Source organism: Paenibacillus sp. IHBB 3054, assembly GCF_051594305.1.
Classification (GTDB): Bacteria; Bacillota; Bacilli; order Paenibacillales; family Paenibacillaceae; genus Paenibacillus_AQ.
The window spans coordinates 129,775-144,850 of record NZ_JBOFBG010000011.1 but is presented as its reverse complement, the minus strand read 5'-3'; the positions used below and the strand labels follow the sequence as shown (position 1 = coordinate 144,850).

Here is a 15,076-nt window from a genome sequence, read left to right as displayed (position 1 = left end):
AGTTTATGAATAGAACTTTGTTAATGCCCCTTGGCACTAATGTTCAAGCCCACTATTCCGGCCACAATCACAGTCACCCATAATAGGGAGGACAGTGTCAGCCGCTCCCCGAAATACACCGCTCCCACGATGGAGATCAAGATGATTCCTGCACCTGACCATACCGCATAAGCTACCCCGACCTTGATCGAGGTGAGCGCCACATTCAGCGAGGTGAAGCTGATCCCATAGAACAGGAACATCAGCACGGAGGGAAAGAGCCGGGTGAAACCGTGGGATATTTTCATGGAGATGGTTCCCGAGAGCTCGAACAGAATCGCCAGCGCGAGAAAAACCCAGGCCCACCCCCCTTCGGCCCTCACCTTGTATTCCTTCCAATACTTAGTTCTGCATAGGACTGCACCAGAGAATCTGCATCCGGCAAAAGACCGTGCACTGATATATCCGCTGCGCCGGCAATCCCGACGGCTACAGCTGCCCCGGCGGCCTTAGCCATCCGCATATCACCGTTTGTATCGCCAATCACGGCGGCCTCGGCAGGTTGTACCCCAAGCCGCTCACAGGCGAGCAGCGCCATATCGGGGAACGGCTTGCCCCGCTCAACCTGATCCGTACCGATCACGGCAGAGAAATAATGTTGGATACCGAGCCAGCGGAGGTGATTTTCGGCCGCCGCTGTTTCATCGGCAGTCACTACAGCCAGAGCAATGCCCCTGGCTGTGCAGTCGTCAAGGAACCGGAGCAGGCCGGGAAGCGGGAGCACCGGGCGGCTGCGCTCCAGCATCACATCTGCTTCCTGACGGCAGAGCTCTACCAGTTCCTTGGACTCGGCCCAGGATAAACCTAGCAGGTAACCCTGCCAGGACAGAATGGCGTAAAGGTCGCTCATCGTCCCCATGGCCAAGGGACCATTCCGGTCATAGTCTGTAATTCTACCCTCAGCATCGTGAACGGTTCCCAGCAGGGAGGCCAGATACTGAACCGGGAATTCGAGGCCGCGTTGTTCCAGCTGCCGGGTGAACTGTCCCAGGAAACACTCGCCCCAGCTTCCCCAGAGGGAAACGAACTGCAGCAGTGTGCCGTCCTTGTCGAACAGAATCGCGGATATGGAATGTTCCCCTTGCGGAGTGATGAGCTCAGGCATGCTGCCGCCCCCTTAGATTTAATAATTCACGTCCTATTTCTCGCTAAAAACGGATACCTTCCTTTTAAGGACGGCGAAGCCGTTTTCACTTGATACGATATATCGCTTATTTTACTTTATCAAGTGCGGCCTGGGCAGTTTGCTGCGCTTCCTTCAGGGCCTCAGCCGCCGGGATATTTTCAATCTGCACCTTGTCCGCAGCAATGGTCAGCGCATCATTGATTTTGCCGCCGGTAGGGTCCTGAAAGGGGGCGGAGGCGTGGGACGCCTGCATTAACGGGATTTTGATCTGCGGATTGGTCTCGCTGAAGGAGACGAATGCCGGATCTTCAAGCGCAGACTGGCGGACGGAAATATATCCGGTGTTGATTGACCAGAAGGCGGTGTTCTCGGAGTTCGTGAAGTAGGTCAGCCATTTCATCGCTGCCAGCTTCTCGTCATCCCCGGCTTTGGCAGGAATACCGGCCATGATCGCTTGTGCCACGGGCTTGCCTTCGCCAACCCCGGCCCAGCCCGGCTGCTCCATTGCGGAGACGATGCTGAAATCCAGATCACCCTGATCTCCGCTGGAGCCAATATAGCCCGCCGCTTGGCCTTTCATCACATCGTCAATGGTCTTGTACCAGTACTCCCAGCCTTGTCCGCCGGAGTGGATGCGCATGGTCTTGTCCTCGTGAATCCATTTGCGGAACAGATCCCAGGTTTCAATCCACTCAGGAGAGTCGATCGTTACTTTGGTGCCATCCTCGCTAAGAATGCTGCCGCCCTTGCTGAGCACGGCATCGATCATGTTGCCGGAGCCCCACATCGGCTCCCAGCCGAAGAAGGTTGTTTTGCCGCCGTCTTTGACGGCCATTTTCTCAGCGGCTGCCGCCAGGTCTTCCCAGGTCTTTAGCTGGCTGGCATCGATGCCGCTTTTCTCAAAAGCATCCTTACGGTAATACATAATCTGTGTCGTTCCGTACATCGGAAGGAAATACTGCTTGCCGTCAACCTGGCCCTGGTTCAGAAAGGTCTGGACAAAATCCTCTTTATTAAAATCCGGCTGCTGGGCGATCAGCTCATCCATCGGAGAGAAATATCCCTTACGCGCCCAGTCCATATTGGAGGAGAGCACGGCTGCAGGAACCTGTTCGGTAGCAATGGCCGCCTGAAGCTTCTGCTCGGTTTCGCTGTAGTCTGCCTGCACGATGCCTTTGACGATGACCTCCTGCTGCGAGGCGTTGAACTTTTGGATGAGCGATTCCATATTCTCGCCAAGCTTGCCGCCAAGTCCATACCAGAATTCAATGGTTACCGGTTCGCTTTGGGCTGGAGGGGCATCTGCCGCTGGAGCTGTGGAGGCACCGCCCCCCGCCGTAACGTTGTCCGAAGCGGAATTTCCGCCGCAAGCCGTGAGCACTGTGAATCCGGCAATCATAGATACCGCCGACAACCTTTTTAATACGTTCATCATCATTCTCCTCTTTGTTCAAAAATGTAAGATTCAGCCTTTACTGGAGCCTGCCGTCATATTGACACTTTGCATAATCGTTTTCTGCGCCAGCAGGAAGACAAGCAGCAGCGGGGCGATGGTGAAGGCGCTGGCGGCCATGATCAGCGGCCATTGTAATCCGTATGCACCCCCTTCCACAAAAAAGCTGCGCAGGCCAGCCGAGACTAACTGCAGGTCTGGGTCTTTGGTAATCAGCATCGGCCAGAAATAATTATTGTACTGATCAATGAAGGTAATCAGCGCAAGCACGGCAAAGGATGACCTCGTAACCGGCACCAGCACCGTCCACAGAATCCGCATATGCGAGGCGCCGTCCACTTCACCGGCCTCCACCAGCTCATGCGATACCTGCAGGAACGCTTGCCGGATCAGAAAGATCGCGAAGATGCTTACAGAGTTGGAGAGAATCAGGCCGCCGTAGGAATTCAGCAGGTGCAGCTCGGACAGCACAAGATAGCCGGGCAGGTAGACCGCTGTAGCCGGAACCATATAACCGAACAGGATCACTCCGGCAAAAAGTCCCTTCAGGCGGAATTTCATATGCGTCAGCGCATAGGCCATCATGCCGGAATTGATGATCTGCAGAATGACGATGGAAGTGGCGACGAAAATGCTGTTGCCCATGTATCTTGCAAACGGGGCCTCATTCCAGGCTGCGGCAAAATTTCCCCAGAGCGGCACTTCAGGCCAGAGTGTAGGCGGGGAACGCCAGATTTCATCATTGGTTTTCAGTGCGCTGGTGACCATCCAGTAGAACGGGAAAGCCATCAGCAGGGCAAGCGTGGCAAAAAAAAGATGACGGGCCGGTCCGCCCAGCCGTGTGAATATACGCAAGCGGTGAGACCTCCTCTTGGAAAATGTACGGATTATTGATAATGGGTCGTCCGTTTGCTGATGCCAAATGAGAATACGGACAGCAGCATGCAGATGATGACAAGAACAACAGCTACACTGGAAGCCTCTCCAATCTGGAAGGATTCGAAGGCGGACTGATAATACAGATACAGCAGCGTGCGGGTGGAGCCGGAGGGGCCGCCTTGGGTCAGCACGTTGATCTGATCGTAGGCCTGAAGGGCCTGGATAAGCTGCACCACGAATAGAAACAAGGTGGTTGGCGAGATCAGCGGCAGAGTGATGCGAAAGAACTTCTGCGCAGCGCTTGCGCCATCAAGCTCCCCGGCTTCCAGCAGGTCTGAAGGCACATTCCGCAGCGCCACCAGATAAAAGATCATCGCCCAGCCCACGGATTTCCAGATGGTCACCAGGAGGACTCCCACAAGCGCCCATTTGGGGTCCTGCAGCCAGCCGATTTTCCCGAGTCCGAGGAAATCAAGCACCGTATTGGCAAGGCCGACCTCAGGCTCATAGATCCATGACCAGACAATGGATACAGCGACGGTTGGCGTGACCCATGGCGAGAACAGCAGCACCTGATAAAGTGCGGAGCCTTTCAGCTTGCGGTTCATCAGCAGCGCAAGTCCGAGTCCCAGGAGAATGATCGGCAGCACACTGCCCGCACAGAAGAGCGCGGTCACTCTCAGCGCTTTGTAAAAGGCCGGGTTGCTGAAAAGATCGGCATAATTTTGCAGTCCGACAAAAGTTTTCTCCGGGCTCATAAAGTCCCATTCCGTGAAGCTGAGATACAGCACATACAACAGCGGCGCCAGCCAGAACAGAACGAACGGTACCATCGCCGGCAGCGTGAACAGCACGGGCTTCAAGCCGTTAATAACCTTTGAGCGTGTCATTTTCGTTCCGATACCCCATTCCATCAGCTTTGTTTTGCGGTATAATGCAGAGGAAAGCTCCTCTGTTCAAAAAAAATTGTACACTCATGAGACGACCCCGTGGTTAAGCGGAAGTAAACATCGTTCGGAAATTGTGTAAAATTTGCAGAAAACCTGTAACGAAGCTTCAGTATTGTGTAATGTAGAGGGAACGATTCTAAAAAAGAGTGAAGGTGCAGCGAATGAAACAGGCCGCATTTGGCGAGGACAACGAGCATTTATCACCACGGGAGCAACTGCTGCGACCGATGATTGATGCGATAGCGCAGACGATGGATTTATATGGAGCGAATTATTCTTACGGACAGCTATACGGGATTATGTTCTTTGAGGACAAGCCGATGACGCTGGAGGAAATGAAGCAGGTCATGAATATGAGCAAAAGCAATATGAGCTACGGCGTCCGCTCCCTGATCGCTTCCCGGATGGTGACCAAGCTGGACGAGAAACGCGAGCGGAAGGAGCTGTATGTAGCCGAGACTGATTTTTTTCAGGCATTCAAAAACTTCTTCACCCTGAAGCTTCAGCGGGAAATTGATGTCATGCAGGAGGCGATGGGTACGGTGATGCCAGAGCTCCAGGAGCTGATCCAGGCGAAGGATACTCCTGAAGAGGAACGGCAGGCCTGCCTGCGGGACCTGGACAAGCTCCAGCATGCGGGAGAATATTATGCCTGGCTGCAGCGGTTTGTGTCGGGGCTGGAGGAAGGGGAATTCTTTGGCAGGGCCGGACTACCCGGCAGGGAGTAGAGGCTGAGCAACAGTTATGCGGCAACTGTGCAGCAAGTGAGCCATATAGGTTGAGCTTTGTGAGTATATCGGCCCGCGGGGGCTGAACGCTCTCCTCTCAAGTAGCGCCAAAGCGGGAAACACTTGCTACCAGCTGTACTGAGGGGATTTTTTTGCGCGTGAAAACAGCTTTACGAATCGTCATTTTCTGGCCCTGTTATGGCTCTTCAATTAACGATAAAGAAAATAAATACTTGTGATGAATAACGGTTCGTTTGATTATGGGCCTTAACTATTACGATTAGTTATTATCGGAATAAATCATGCTATAATATTGCCCAGGAGGCGGTTCCTTTGGATGAACTGGATATCAAAATTCTGAAGCTGCTGGAAGAGAACGGAAGACTGTCCCACGAAGAGATTGGCAAGCTGCTGCATATCTCGCGGCCCTCGGTGCATCAACGAGTCGGCAAGCTGGAGAAAAGCGGTGTGATCAAAGGGTACAGAGGCATTGTGGACTGGGGCAAGCTGGATCAGAAAATCAAGGTCATGATCTCCGTGAAGGTTGTCAGCCAAAGTTTCCGGGAAGCGGCAGACCAAATCATCAGCATTCAAATCCCGGGTGTGAGCATTCTAGAATGCCAGCGGATGGCGGGAGAGTGGTGCATGCTGTTAAAAGTGAGGGTGACCTCACCGGAGCAGCTTACCCTTTTGCTTGATGAAATTCTCCGGGTTCCCGACTTCAAAGAAACCTCGACGACCTTTATTTTATCTACATTATATGAAAATGGCATTAAGGGAATATAGAGAGGGTGGTAGTGCGTGAAGCAGAAAGCCAGGGCAAATTCAGTATACGCGGTTGGCATCGCGTTGTTGTCTGTTTATTTATTTTGGGGAGGAACTTATGTCGGCATGAAGGTCGCGATAGAGACCATGCCGCCCTTTCTGATGGCCGGAATCCGCTTTTTTGTGGCCGGAGCTTTACTCTATGTCATTTCCAGATTAAGCGGTGCTAAGCGCCCGGCAGGACGCGAGTGGCGGTCTTCGGCCATCGTCGGCGCACTGCTGCTGCTTGGAGGCAATGGACTGGTGGCCTGGTCGGAGCAAAGGGTCTCTTCATCTATTGCTTCTCTGATCGTCGCTGCGGTGCCCGTCTGGATGATGCTGTTCGGGTGGTTTGGCCGCAGCGGCAAGCGTCCAAATCCCGGTGTTATCGCCGGGATTGTGCTTGGACTGCTGGGCATCGCCGTTCTGGTCTTCCAGCCGGGGCAGGGAGACAATGGCACTGCAACCGACCTGATCGGCATTATTACCCTGCTGGCAGCTTCCCTTAGTTGGGCGGCAGGTTCCATGTACTCACGCATCGCCCGGATACCGGATTCTCCGCTGATGTCAACGGCTGCGCAAATGCTGACAGGTGGCGCACTGCTGCTGGTTTTCTCCTTCTTTACCGGCGACTGGTCTAAGATGGACGTTCCGGCCATTTCCCTCCGTTCGTACGCAGCTCTGGGTTATCTAATCGTCTTCGGCTCGATTATAGGCTACACGGCCTACATCTGGCTGCTAAAAAACGCCGATGCTACACTGGTTTCGACCTATGCGTTCGTGAACCCGATAGTCGCCGTATTCTTGGGCTGGCTGCTCGCAGGTGAGCTGCTCACTGTCAACACGTTGACCGCCGCCGTGATTATTATTGCCGCCGTGGTGCTGGTTACCATTTTCCGCAGCCGGGCTGTACCGGTCAGCAAGGAACAAGGAACAGGGCAGTTGAACGTTAAGAGCAAAAGCCCGCTGCGCAGCTCTCTGCCGAAATAAATAGCTTCGCAGCGGAGAGCTCGATGCCGTATTTGATCTGGATAAATTCAATCTTGGAAGTAAATAATGGTAATAGGATTGGAAAATTCAATTAATTTAGAGGAGGAACAATCGTTTCAATATTGAATATTGGAATTATTCTGGGAAGCACACGCCAAGGCCGTGTAAGCCCGCAGGTGGGCGAATGGTTAAAGGGCATTGCCGACCAGCGCGGCGACGCCAATTATGAAATTGTGGATATCGCTGATTTCAAGCTTCCATTACTGGGCGAAGCAGATGCTTCAGAACTAGCCGGGCGTTGGAATGAAAAGCTGAATTCACTGGACGGCTTCGTCTGGGCGAGCTGTCTATCGCGGATGTCCGTGTTCATCCGGCGTTATCCCTTTTCACTGACTTTGAGAACGGCCAGACCTTCAAACCGGCGAATCTTCACCTTACGAACGTAAATGGCATGCTGGATCAAGTGGTTGCCTGGAGCGGTGCACTGAAGACGCTCCGTTGACGATCCTGCTTAATATACCAAACATCCCTCAATCCAGGCGGTCCTGGGGTGAGGGATGTTTGGCGTTTAAGCGTAATTTCCGCCTATGCTTACTATTATTCTACTGCAACGAGGTGGAACAGCCTGCTCTGGAAGTCACCGTGCAGCTCCGGTAGGAGAAGTCCGGCATACATCAGCCGGTCGCCGCCGTATACGGTACCGGTCTCTTTAAGCACGTAATCCTTGTCCGGATCAAGTCCCTGAAGGCGGAGACGGGTGCGGGCGGTGTTTGGTCCGGCCAGTACACGGAAGTAGCCGGCCAATGCCTCGGACCGGTCCTCGGCGACGAACATCCAGGCTGTTTCATTGCCTTCAAACGGTGAAAGCAGCCGGTACATATCCCCTTGCTGAACAAGCGAACGGATTTCTTTGTAGAAGGCAACCTGGGCAGCCGCTTCCGCCTGCTCCTCTTCGGTGAACCGGGTCAGGTCCAGCTCATACCCGAAGTTGCCGGACATCGCCACATCGCCGCGCATGGAGAGCGGGGTGCTGCGGTGAACCTGATGGTTCGGCACAGCCGAGATATGTGCGCCCATGGCGCTGGCCGGATAGACAATGCTTGTGCCGTACTGGATCTTGAGGCGCTCTACGGCATCGGTATTGTCACTGGTCCAGGTCTGCGGCATGTAGTGCAGGATGCCCGGATCGAACCGGCCGCCGCCGCCGGAGCAGCTCTCGAACAGCACATGCGGGAAGCTGGATGTGATTTCTTCCATTACCCGGTACAGCCCCAGCATATAGCGGTGGGCAGTTTCCCCCTGGCGCCCGGGCGGCAGCGACGCGGAGCCAATCTCTGTCATATGGCGGTTCATATCCCATTTGACATAAGTGATCGGAGCCGAGGATAATACGCTGCTAACGGCATCTATAATGTAGTCGCAGACCTCCGGCCGGGACAGGTCGAGGATCAATTGATTACGGCTTTGGCTGCGTCTGCGGTCAGGCACATGCAGGCACCAATCCGGGTGGGCACGGTACAGCTCACTGTCGGGGGAGACCATCTCCGGCTCGAACCAGAGGCCGAACTGCATGCCAAGCCGGTTCACCCGTTCCGCCAGATCGGACAGGCCCTGCGGCAGCTTGCGTTTATCCACGAACCAGTCTCCCAGGGAAGTGGAATCATCGTCCCGGCGGCCGAACCAGCCGTCGTCAAGCACGAACAGCTCAATGCCAAGCGCTTGTCCGGCACGGGCGATATCTTCGATCTTGTCCGCATCGAAGCCGAAATAGGTGGCTTCCCAGTTGTTGATCAGTACCGGACGCGGTTCATCGCGGTACAGCCCTCTTGCCAGACGGGTACGGTACAAGCGGTGGTAAATACGGGACATGCCGCCGATCCCCGCATCAGAATAGGCGAGCACAGCTTCCGGCGTCTGGAAGCTTTCGCCCGGCTCAAGCAGCCAGCGGAAGCCGAAGGGATTGATGCCCATCGTGACCCGGGTGGACCCGTATTGGTCCACCTCGGCCCCGGCGCTGAAGCTGCCGCTGTAGACAAGGCTGAAGCCATAGGCTTCTCCGCTGTCTTCCCCGGCATTCGGGGAGAGCAGGGCCAGGAAGGGGTTCTGCTGATGGCTGCTCGCTCCGCGTTTGCTGTCGATGCCCTGATTTCCGCTGCGCAGCGGGGCGCGGACCAAATGGCGTTCCCGGGCCCAGGAGCCGGAAAGATGGAGCAGCTCGAATTCATCATGCGGGAAATCGAGCGCCAGGGACAAGGCCCGGTTCAGCTTAAGCGGGGCGGTTCCGGTATTGATCAGCCGGGCCGAGCGGATAATGGTATCGAAACCCTTCATGACCGTGTAAGACAGTTCGGTCCTGAGGCCGGCAAGTGAATCTTCCAGCACCAGTTGCAGCGTTTCGGCTTCCTCTTCAGTCTCGGCGTATACAGCCGGCAGGCCTTCCAGCGCTGGTTTTCCCTTGAGGATGCTGTGGGACACGTAAGCCAGTTCCGTGACCGTTGTGCCGTTGGCCAGCTCAGCTACGTAAGCGGGCTCCCTGAAATCGCCCGAACCATAGCCCGGATATTCGTGGGGGAGTGTATCCAGGGAGAGCGAAGGTTCTGCCGGATCAACGGTGCTGCTGAAGCCCATAGCTCCGGGATCGAATAAATCGGAAACGGCAGAGCTGCGGATTTTTTTGCCCCAATGCAGATGTAGGGGATACGTACCGCGGGCCAGGCCGAATACATAACTGGTATTTTCAGTTTGCAGATGGAAGATTTGCAGCTTCGCATCATAGTGAATGGACAAGGAAATAACCTCCTAAGGTGGATGCTGAAGTAATGAGACAGCCTCATTATAAGTCTGTTTCGCATTCAAACGTATGGAGGAATGCAGAATGAATATGGAGGAATGTAGTCTCTTTTGCAATTGGATAAAGGGACGGACCTTAAAAAGCAGACCCGGCTGCCCGGATCTGCTTCATCGTTAGGGGTTATTCTGCTTGCCGCAATCTTTCAACAACCGTCGCCTTGGTCAGCAGGCTGTAGGAGCTTAGCGTTACAGTGTACGCAATAGCGGCCAGGACCGGAATGACCAGAACAAACGGCAGCCAGCTGAAGTGGTAGACTGTAAAGGCTATATTATCCGCTATGTTTTTGGAAATGATGTAAGTCAGAAATAGGCCTAAGCTGGAGGTGATCGCCACGGTCAACAGGACATTGTACATTCCCTCATAGACCAGAACCTTTTTCAACTGCCGCTTGGTCATGCCGATGCTCTCCAGTAAGGCGAATTCATTTCTGCGGGTAATAACCCCGGTAATGACGGTATTGATATAATTGAGGACGCCTATGAGCGCAATGACAAAGCTGAGACCGTAGCCGACCGTCTGGAAAATGCGGATATACGAGCCAAGCTCCTCCTTGTAATCTTCTCTTGATTTGAAGACCAGCTCATCATTTGAAGCTACAATTGCCTTAACCTCCTGTTCAACACTGCTCAGCTTGGCCGGATCGGCGTGAATGGTTGCTGACAACCCCATAGGCGGATTGCTTCCCGCCGGCAGCTCCTTGGTTAATTCTGAGGCGGGAAGGAAGGTGTTGTACCCATAGATTGGATATGATTGAGTAGTTGCTGCATAAAGGGCATCGAGCTTTAAAACGGCCATGACTTCATAACTCTTTCCCAGACCCGGATATTTGATAGAGTCACCGGGATGATAATAAGTTTCATAAGCATCTTCCCCATGCATCATAGCCTCTGTCACCAGCACATAGTTACCGGAAGCGAACTTCTGTTTATCGAAGGTTCCTTCAATAACATCCTTCTGCACCAGGTCATACCAGCCGCCATCAATGCCGTACAGGTCAAGCATAATGAAGTTATTCTTAAGAGTCTGTACAAGGAAAGGTTCGGGTTGAGGCGTCTCTGCTCGAGGTTTCAGTGCAGCGCGTATCGTGTCATCCAAAGTGTATTTTTCGAATTTATAATATACGTTGTCCACCTGTTCGACTCCGTCAATCTTATCCAGAGTACTTTTGAACGCTGCCGAAAGTTTGTAAGGATCTCCGGCCTGTTCGCCTTCGGTATACAAGATAGCGTTATTGCGGATTACAAAGTCACCGGCGATATAAGTCTCCAGGTACTTATTGACATCCAGCGATGAGATCACGGTAAAGATAACACTGAACAAGACCATGCTTAAGGAAAGCGAGGTCAGCATAAGAAACAGCTTCTTTTTATTGCGGAACAGATTGGAGAAGGCCATACTGTAAAGTTTTGCCCCGCGTTTCGAGTGTTTGTTCATCCGCCGTTTCACGCTCACACCTGCGAATCTGACTGCTTCCACCGGGGAGATCCGTGCGGCCATCCGGCCCGGCTTGCTGGCAGCGATCCAAAGCGTCAGGTAGGAGAAAACGGCAGCCCCAATAAAAATCCACGGGCTGGCTGAATAGGAAGCTTCCATAGATTCAGGAGAGATGTTACTAAGCATTGGGGTCAACCACCGGCCAATACCATAACCGGAAGCCAGGCCAAACGGCAGTCCGGCAAGGTACAGCAACTGCGCCTGACTTATAATAATTCTCCTGAGTTGTCGCGGCGTGGTCCCGATTGCCTTCAGCAGGCCGTAAAATTTGACATCCCGCACAACCGATATGTAGAAGATATTATAAATCAGCAAATATCCGCTGAGCATGATAATGAGTATGACTCCCATATAAGGAACAAATTTGATGATGTTATCCGAAAGGGAGGAAGTTGTGTACCCCCAGTTTATCCCGATCGGAGCATCTACACCTGTGTCCTTGAGTACCTTATTGAGCTTTTTTTCGATATCGACGGCATTGTTGAACATCACACTTAGCCCGGAGGTATTCACATAAGAACCGCTAGCTATGGACTTCTCCCGATCGATAGTGGACAGGTTCTTGTTTACAAAAGCCTCCGATACCAAAGCCAGCCCCGACATGGCCAAATTTCTGTCCGCGTAATAGTACCCCGAAACAATAAAATCCTGCTGAATCACGCGCTCCCCGATATCTATATCCAGAGCAACCCGCTGGCCCAACGCATGCCTGATGCCAAGCTTGTCCATCACCCAGGTGTTCAGCACAACCTCATTTTCTGCGGCAGGCAGCCCACCTTCAATGAATGTTATAAAACCATGCTTTGCGCTGTTCTCATCCATCTGTAAGACCTCTACCCGACTATCCTTGAACACATCATTTTTTAACTCTCCAGCTTTAAGTGTGACTCCGTATTCCCGAATGGAGGGATGTTTCTTCAGCGCTTCGACCTGTGCCGGGGCCAGATATTTGAAGCCTCCGTGGAAGTCAGAGCCAACCGTTTTCATCTGGGCTAATTCCATCGATTTGTTGATGCTTAAGACCATGGTGAAGATGGAGGTAATGAGCAGTGTAGTCAGGATGACCGCGCAGATTACGGCCAGATTACGCATTGGATTGGCTTTCAGGCTTTTTAGAGCAAGGCGGTTTACAATTTTGCGGTTGTTGGTTGTGATCATAACGTCTTAACCCCGGTGGATACCGTCTCGTTGCCGGAAACAATGCGTCCGTCTTCAATTCTAATAATGCGGTCGGCAGTCTGGGCGATGGACTCGTTATGAGTAATCATGACAATGGTCTGATTGAATTTCTCGCTCAGCTGCTTCAGCAGAATAAGAACCTCCTGACTGGTTTTGCTGTCCAGATTCCCTGTAGGCTCGTCAGCCAGAATAATGGAAGGTTTAGTTGCCAGCGCTCTGGCAATCGCAACACGCTGCTGTTGCCCGCCGGAAAGGTTAGACGGCAGATTGTGGATTTTCTCCTGAAGTCCCAGGGCCTGGATTACTTCATCCAGATATTTCTGATCAATTCTGCCGCCGTCTAGTTCTATAGGAAGCAATATATTTTCGAGCACATTCAGAATCGGGACCAGATTATAGCTCTGAAAGATGAAACCAACCGATCTGCGTCTAAAAATCGTTAATTTCTCATCACTCATCGCAAAGATATCGTTCCCATCCACAATCACCTTGCCTTCAGTGGCCCGGTCCAGGCCGCCGAGCATATGAAGCAGGGTGCTTTTTCCGCTGCCGCTGGTGCCGACAATGGCCAGAAACTCGCCTTTTTCTACAGACAGAGAGACATCGTCCAGCGCTTTAACCGTCGTCTGCGGATCTTTGCCATAATATTTCTTGAGGTGTTCTATTCTTAATATAGGCATGGTGATTCATCCTCCATAATCTTTGATGCTCTTAAGATATCAGACAATTCTAACTGGACAGTGTCTGAAATCTGATGATAATGACACATTTAGATTTGGGGTAGAAACATAGAGATCTTTGTTCCTCTGCCTGGCTCGGATACCGCTGTAATAAAACCTCCCTGCATGCTGATAATCTTCCGCGTCAAATACAGCCCGATTCCAATGCCTTCATACTCCCTGGCGCTGTGTCCCCGGTAGAATCGTTTGAAGATGTGCTTAAGCTCATCCTGGGGAATTCCCATGCCTGTGTCCGAAACATCTATCCGGGTAAACATTTCATTGCTTTCAGTCACGATGGAAATTTTACCGCCTGCCTCTGTGTACTTTACCGAATTTTCCAGAAGATTGAATAAGGCCTCGCTGGTCCATTGCGGATCATGACGGGCTTTTGTAAGGTGATTGCATTCGATATGAATATCGATCTGTTTACTTTCCGCACGGGTATAGATATGGGATACGGCCCGGGTTATCGTCCGAATAACGGGATTGACCGTGCTGTGCAGGGTGATCATCCCCGTTTCCAGCCGGGACATCTTGACCAGGGAGGTAATCAGCCATTCGAGCTTTTCTGATTGCGACCCAATATGGCTGACCAGTTGCCGGGATTCTTCATCCAGCTCCGGGACTTCGGCAAGCAGTTGGCTATAGATCATGATATTGGATAGGGGTGTTTTGGTCTGATGTGAAATATCAGAGATCAGCTCTTTGATTCTGTTCTTTTCCGTTTCCAGGTTCTGTTCATTCGCTTTGGAGATCTCAATGTAACGCAACAATTTATGTTCCATGGAAGAGAGGAGGGTTTCTTCAAAATCGGTCATTTTCTCCCGTCCGTAAATCGCCCGGTCCACCATTTCATCCAACGTATCCACGAAGGATGTAACTTGCCGCCGCAACGACCAGTTCCAGGCAGCACCCATGACGAGCATTAAAGAGACAAAAAGTGCAGTGAGTTCCGGGAGTGCCGGATGATCCCCTTGTAGAAAAAGGACCACTCCAGCATAGCCGAATACCAGGAGAATGAAGATTGCCGAAAATATAAAGCTAATGCGTTTGGAGTAATGGATCTGTCTGCTGCTGCTCATGGGTTTGGCCTTTCCGCCCATAGATATCCCAAACCGTAGACTGTTTTTATGTATTGTGGAGCCGAAGGCTCGTCCTCGATCTTGGCCCGCAGCCGTTTGACAGCTACTGTCAGCGCGTTCTCATCCACAAACTCAGCCTCCTGTGACCAGATCTTGTCAATTAACTGTTCTCTATTTAAAATAATGCCGGGGTTCGTGACAAATATTCTCAGCAGCTTCAGCTCGGTTTTGCTAAGGATCAGTTGCTCTTGGTTCTTATAAAACTCCAGCTTTTCAAAATCGAAGCTTAAGGGACCTATCGTTATTATGTCCTCGCTGTGCGGGGCAGATCTTTTGAGGACGGCCATGACTCTTGCCCTTAAGACCATCAGACTGAACGGTTTCGTAATATAATCATCGCCTCCCAGCTCAAACCCTGTAACAATATCAGGCTCCATGTCGTTCGCGGTCAAAAAGATAATCGGCACCTGCGAGGTTCTTCGGATCTTCTCACAGTAATCCAGCCCGCTTCCGTCGGGAAGATTGATATCCAGAATAATAAGATCAATCTTAAGGGAAGAGAGAAGCAGCTCTGCTGAGGCTATGTCATAAGCCTGCTGTATAGATAGATCATTCTGGGAAAGGGTCAGGGCGATGCCTTTATTGAGACTCCGGTCATCTTCAACGATTAACAATGTCTTCAAGGTGTGTGCTCCTTTGTTCCTCTGCATGCTGCAGAAGCTATATTAAGGGATACCTGCAACAATTATACACACTAGCTATGTTTAAAGTCTCTCCCG

General features: G+C 52.1%; 13 protein-coding genes and 1 pseudogene. 4 read left to right on the top strand and 10 right to left on the bottom strand.

Translation table 11 applies throughout. The features are described 5' to 3' along the window. Window positions 1-20: 20 nt before the first annotated feature. The 5 genes from ACQ76X_RS14875 to ACQ76X_RS14855 all read right to left on the bottom strand — a co-directional run bounded on the left by ACQ76X_RS14875 (window position 21) and on the right by ACQ76X_RS14855 (window position 4,387). The gene (locus tag ACQ76X_RS14875) at window positions 21-362 is read right to left on the bottom strand and encodes a DMT family transporter (protein ID WP_438494830.1); all 342 of its coding nucleotides are present in this window, start codon (window positions 360-362) and stop codon (window positions 21-23) included. Then, complete coding sequence (locus ACQ76X_RS14870; protein WP_438494829.1) at window positions 359-1,144, bottom strand: HAD family hydrolase; 786 nt, start codon at window positions 1,142-1,144, stop codon at window positions 359-361. The genes ACQ76X_RS14875 and ACQ76X_RS14870 overlap by 4 nt, the downstream gene beginning before the upstream one ends. A 106-nt stretch (window positions 1,145-1,250) precedes the next feature. Then, window positions 1,251-2,597 (bottom strand): ABC transporter substrate-binding protein, encoded by a 1,347-nt coding sequence (locus ACQ76X_RS14865; RefSeq protein ID WP_438494828.1) that lies wholly within the window; start codon window positions 2,595-2,597, stop codon window positions 1,251-1,253. 33 nt (window positions 2,598-2,630) lie between these two features. Next, window positions 2,631-3,473 carry a carbohydrate ABC transporter permease gene (locus tag ACQ76X_RS14860; protein WP_052092313.1) on the bottom strand — a complete coding sequence of 281 codons (843 nt, stop codon included), beginning with the start codon at window positions 3,471-3,473 and terminating at the stop codon, window positions 2,631-2,633. A 32-nt stretch (window positions 3,474-3,505) separates the two neighbouring features. Beyond that, a complete protein-coding gene (locus ACQ76X_RS14855) occupies window positions 3,506-4,387 on the bottom strand; it encodes a carbohydrate ABC transporter permease (RefSeq protein WP_342437212.1) in 882 nt (293 codons plus the stop codon). Window positions 4,388-4,608: 221 nt separating this feature from the next. Here ACQ76X_RS14855 and ACQ76X_RS14850 point away from each other — a divergent pair, with 221 nt between their 5' ends. From ACQ76X_RS14850 to ACQ76X_RS14835, 4 genes and pseudogenes are all read left to right on the top strand, one after another. Beyond that, window positions 4,609-5,175, top strand: coding sequence for a GbsR/MarR family transcriptional regulator (locus ACQ76X_RS14850; RefSeq protein ID WP_438494827.1), 567 nt, complete (start codon window positions 4,609-4,611; stop codon window positions 5,173-5,175). 333 nt (window positions 5,176-5,508) lie between these two features. Further along, window positions 5,509-5,961 (top strand): Lrp/AsnC family transcriptional regulator, encoded by a 453-nt coding sequence (locus tag ACQ76X_RS14845; RefSeq protein WP_438494826.1) that lies wholly within the window; start codon window positions 5,509-5,511, stop codon window positions 5,959-5,961. A gap of 15 nt (window positions 5,962-5,976) precedes the next feature. Then, a complete protein-coding gene (locus ACQ76X_RS14840; RefSeq protein WP_438494825.1) occupies window positions 5,977-6,969 on the top strand; it encodes an EamA family transporter in 993 nt (330 codons plus the stop codon). 110 nt (window positions 6,970-7,079) lie between these two features. Then, window positions 7,080-7,471: pseudogene (locus tag ACQ76X_RS14835) on the top strand (NADPH-dependent FMN reductase). 95 nt (window positions 7,472-7,566) lie between these two features. Here ACQ76X_RS14835 and ACQ76X_RS14830 read toward each other — a convergent pair. From ACQ76X_RS14830 to ACQ76X_RS14810, 5 genes are all read right to left on the bottom strand, one after another. Beyond that, window positions 7,567-9,756, bottom strand: a complete 2,190-nt coding sequence (locus ACQ76X_RS14830) for an alpha-galactosidase (protein ID WP_438494824.1) — start codon at window positions 9,754-9,756, stop codon at window positions 7,567-7,569. Between the two features lie 184 nt (window positions 9,757-9,940). Continuing rightward, the gene (locus ACQ76X_RS14825; protein WP_438494823.1) at window positions 9,941-12,472 is read right to left on the bottom strand and encodes an ABC transporter permease; all 2,532 of its coding nucleotides are present in this window, start codon (window positions 12,470-12,472) and stop codon (window positions 9,941-9,943) included. Further along, window positions 12,469-13,173, bottom strand: a complete 705-nt coding sequence (locus ACQ76X_RS14820) for an ABC transporter ATP-binding protein (RefSeq protein ID WP_342437209.1) — start codon at window positions 13,171-13,173, stop codon at window positions 12,469-12,471. The genes ACQ76X_RS14825 and ACQ76X_RS14820 overlap by 4 nt, the downstream gene beginning before the upstream one ends. An 89-nt stretch (window positions 13,174-13,262) precedes the next feature. Beyond that, complete coding sequence (locus ACQ76X_RS14815; protein WP_438494822.1) at window positions 13,263-14,297, bottom strand: ATP-binding protein; 1,035 nt, start codon at window positions 14,295-14,297, stop codon at window positions 13,263-13,265. Beyond that, the gene (locus ACQ76X_RS14810; RefSeq protein ID WP_438494821.1) at window positions 14,294-14,980 is read right to left on the bottom strand and encodes a response regulator transcription factor; all 687 of its coding nucleotides are present in this window, start codon (window positions 14,978-14,980) and stop codon (window positions 14,294-14,296) included. Before ACQ76X_RS14810 ends, ACQ76X_RS14815 begins: the two co-directional genes overlap by 4 nt. Window positions 14,981-15,076 lie beyond the last annotated feature (96 nt).

Coding starts and splice junctions, on each gene's coding strand:
- ACQ76X_RS14820 (WP_342437209.1), bottom strand. CDS start 13,173: ATGCCTATATTAAGAATAGAACACCTCAAGAAATATTATGGCAAAGAT.
- ACQ76X_RS14850 (WP_438494827.1), top strand. CDS start 4,609: ATGAAACAGGCCGCATTTGGCGAGGACAACGAGCATTTATCACCACGG.
- ACQ76X_RS14870 (WP_438494829.1), bottom strand. CDS start 1,144: ATGCCTGAGCTCATCACTCCGCAAGGGGAACATTCCATATCCGCGATT.
- ACQ76X_RS14865 (WP_438494828.1), bottom strand. CDS start 2,597: ATGAACGTATTAAAAAGGTTGTCGGCGGTATCTATGATTGCCGGATTC.
- ACQ76X_RS14815 (WP_438494822.1), bottom strand. CDS start 14,297: ATGAGCAGCAGCAGACAGATCCATTACTCCAAACGCATTAGCTTTATA.
- ACQ76X_RS14855 (WP_342437212.1), bottom strand. CDS start 4,387: ATGACACGCTCAAAGGTTATTAACGGCTTGAAGCCCGTGCTGTTCACG.
- ACQ76X_RS14825 (WP_438494823.1), bottom strand. CDS start 12,472: ATGATCACAACCAACAACCGCAAAATTGTAAACCGCCTTGCTCTAAAA.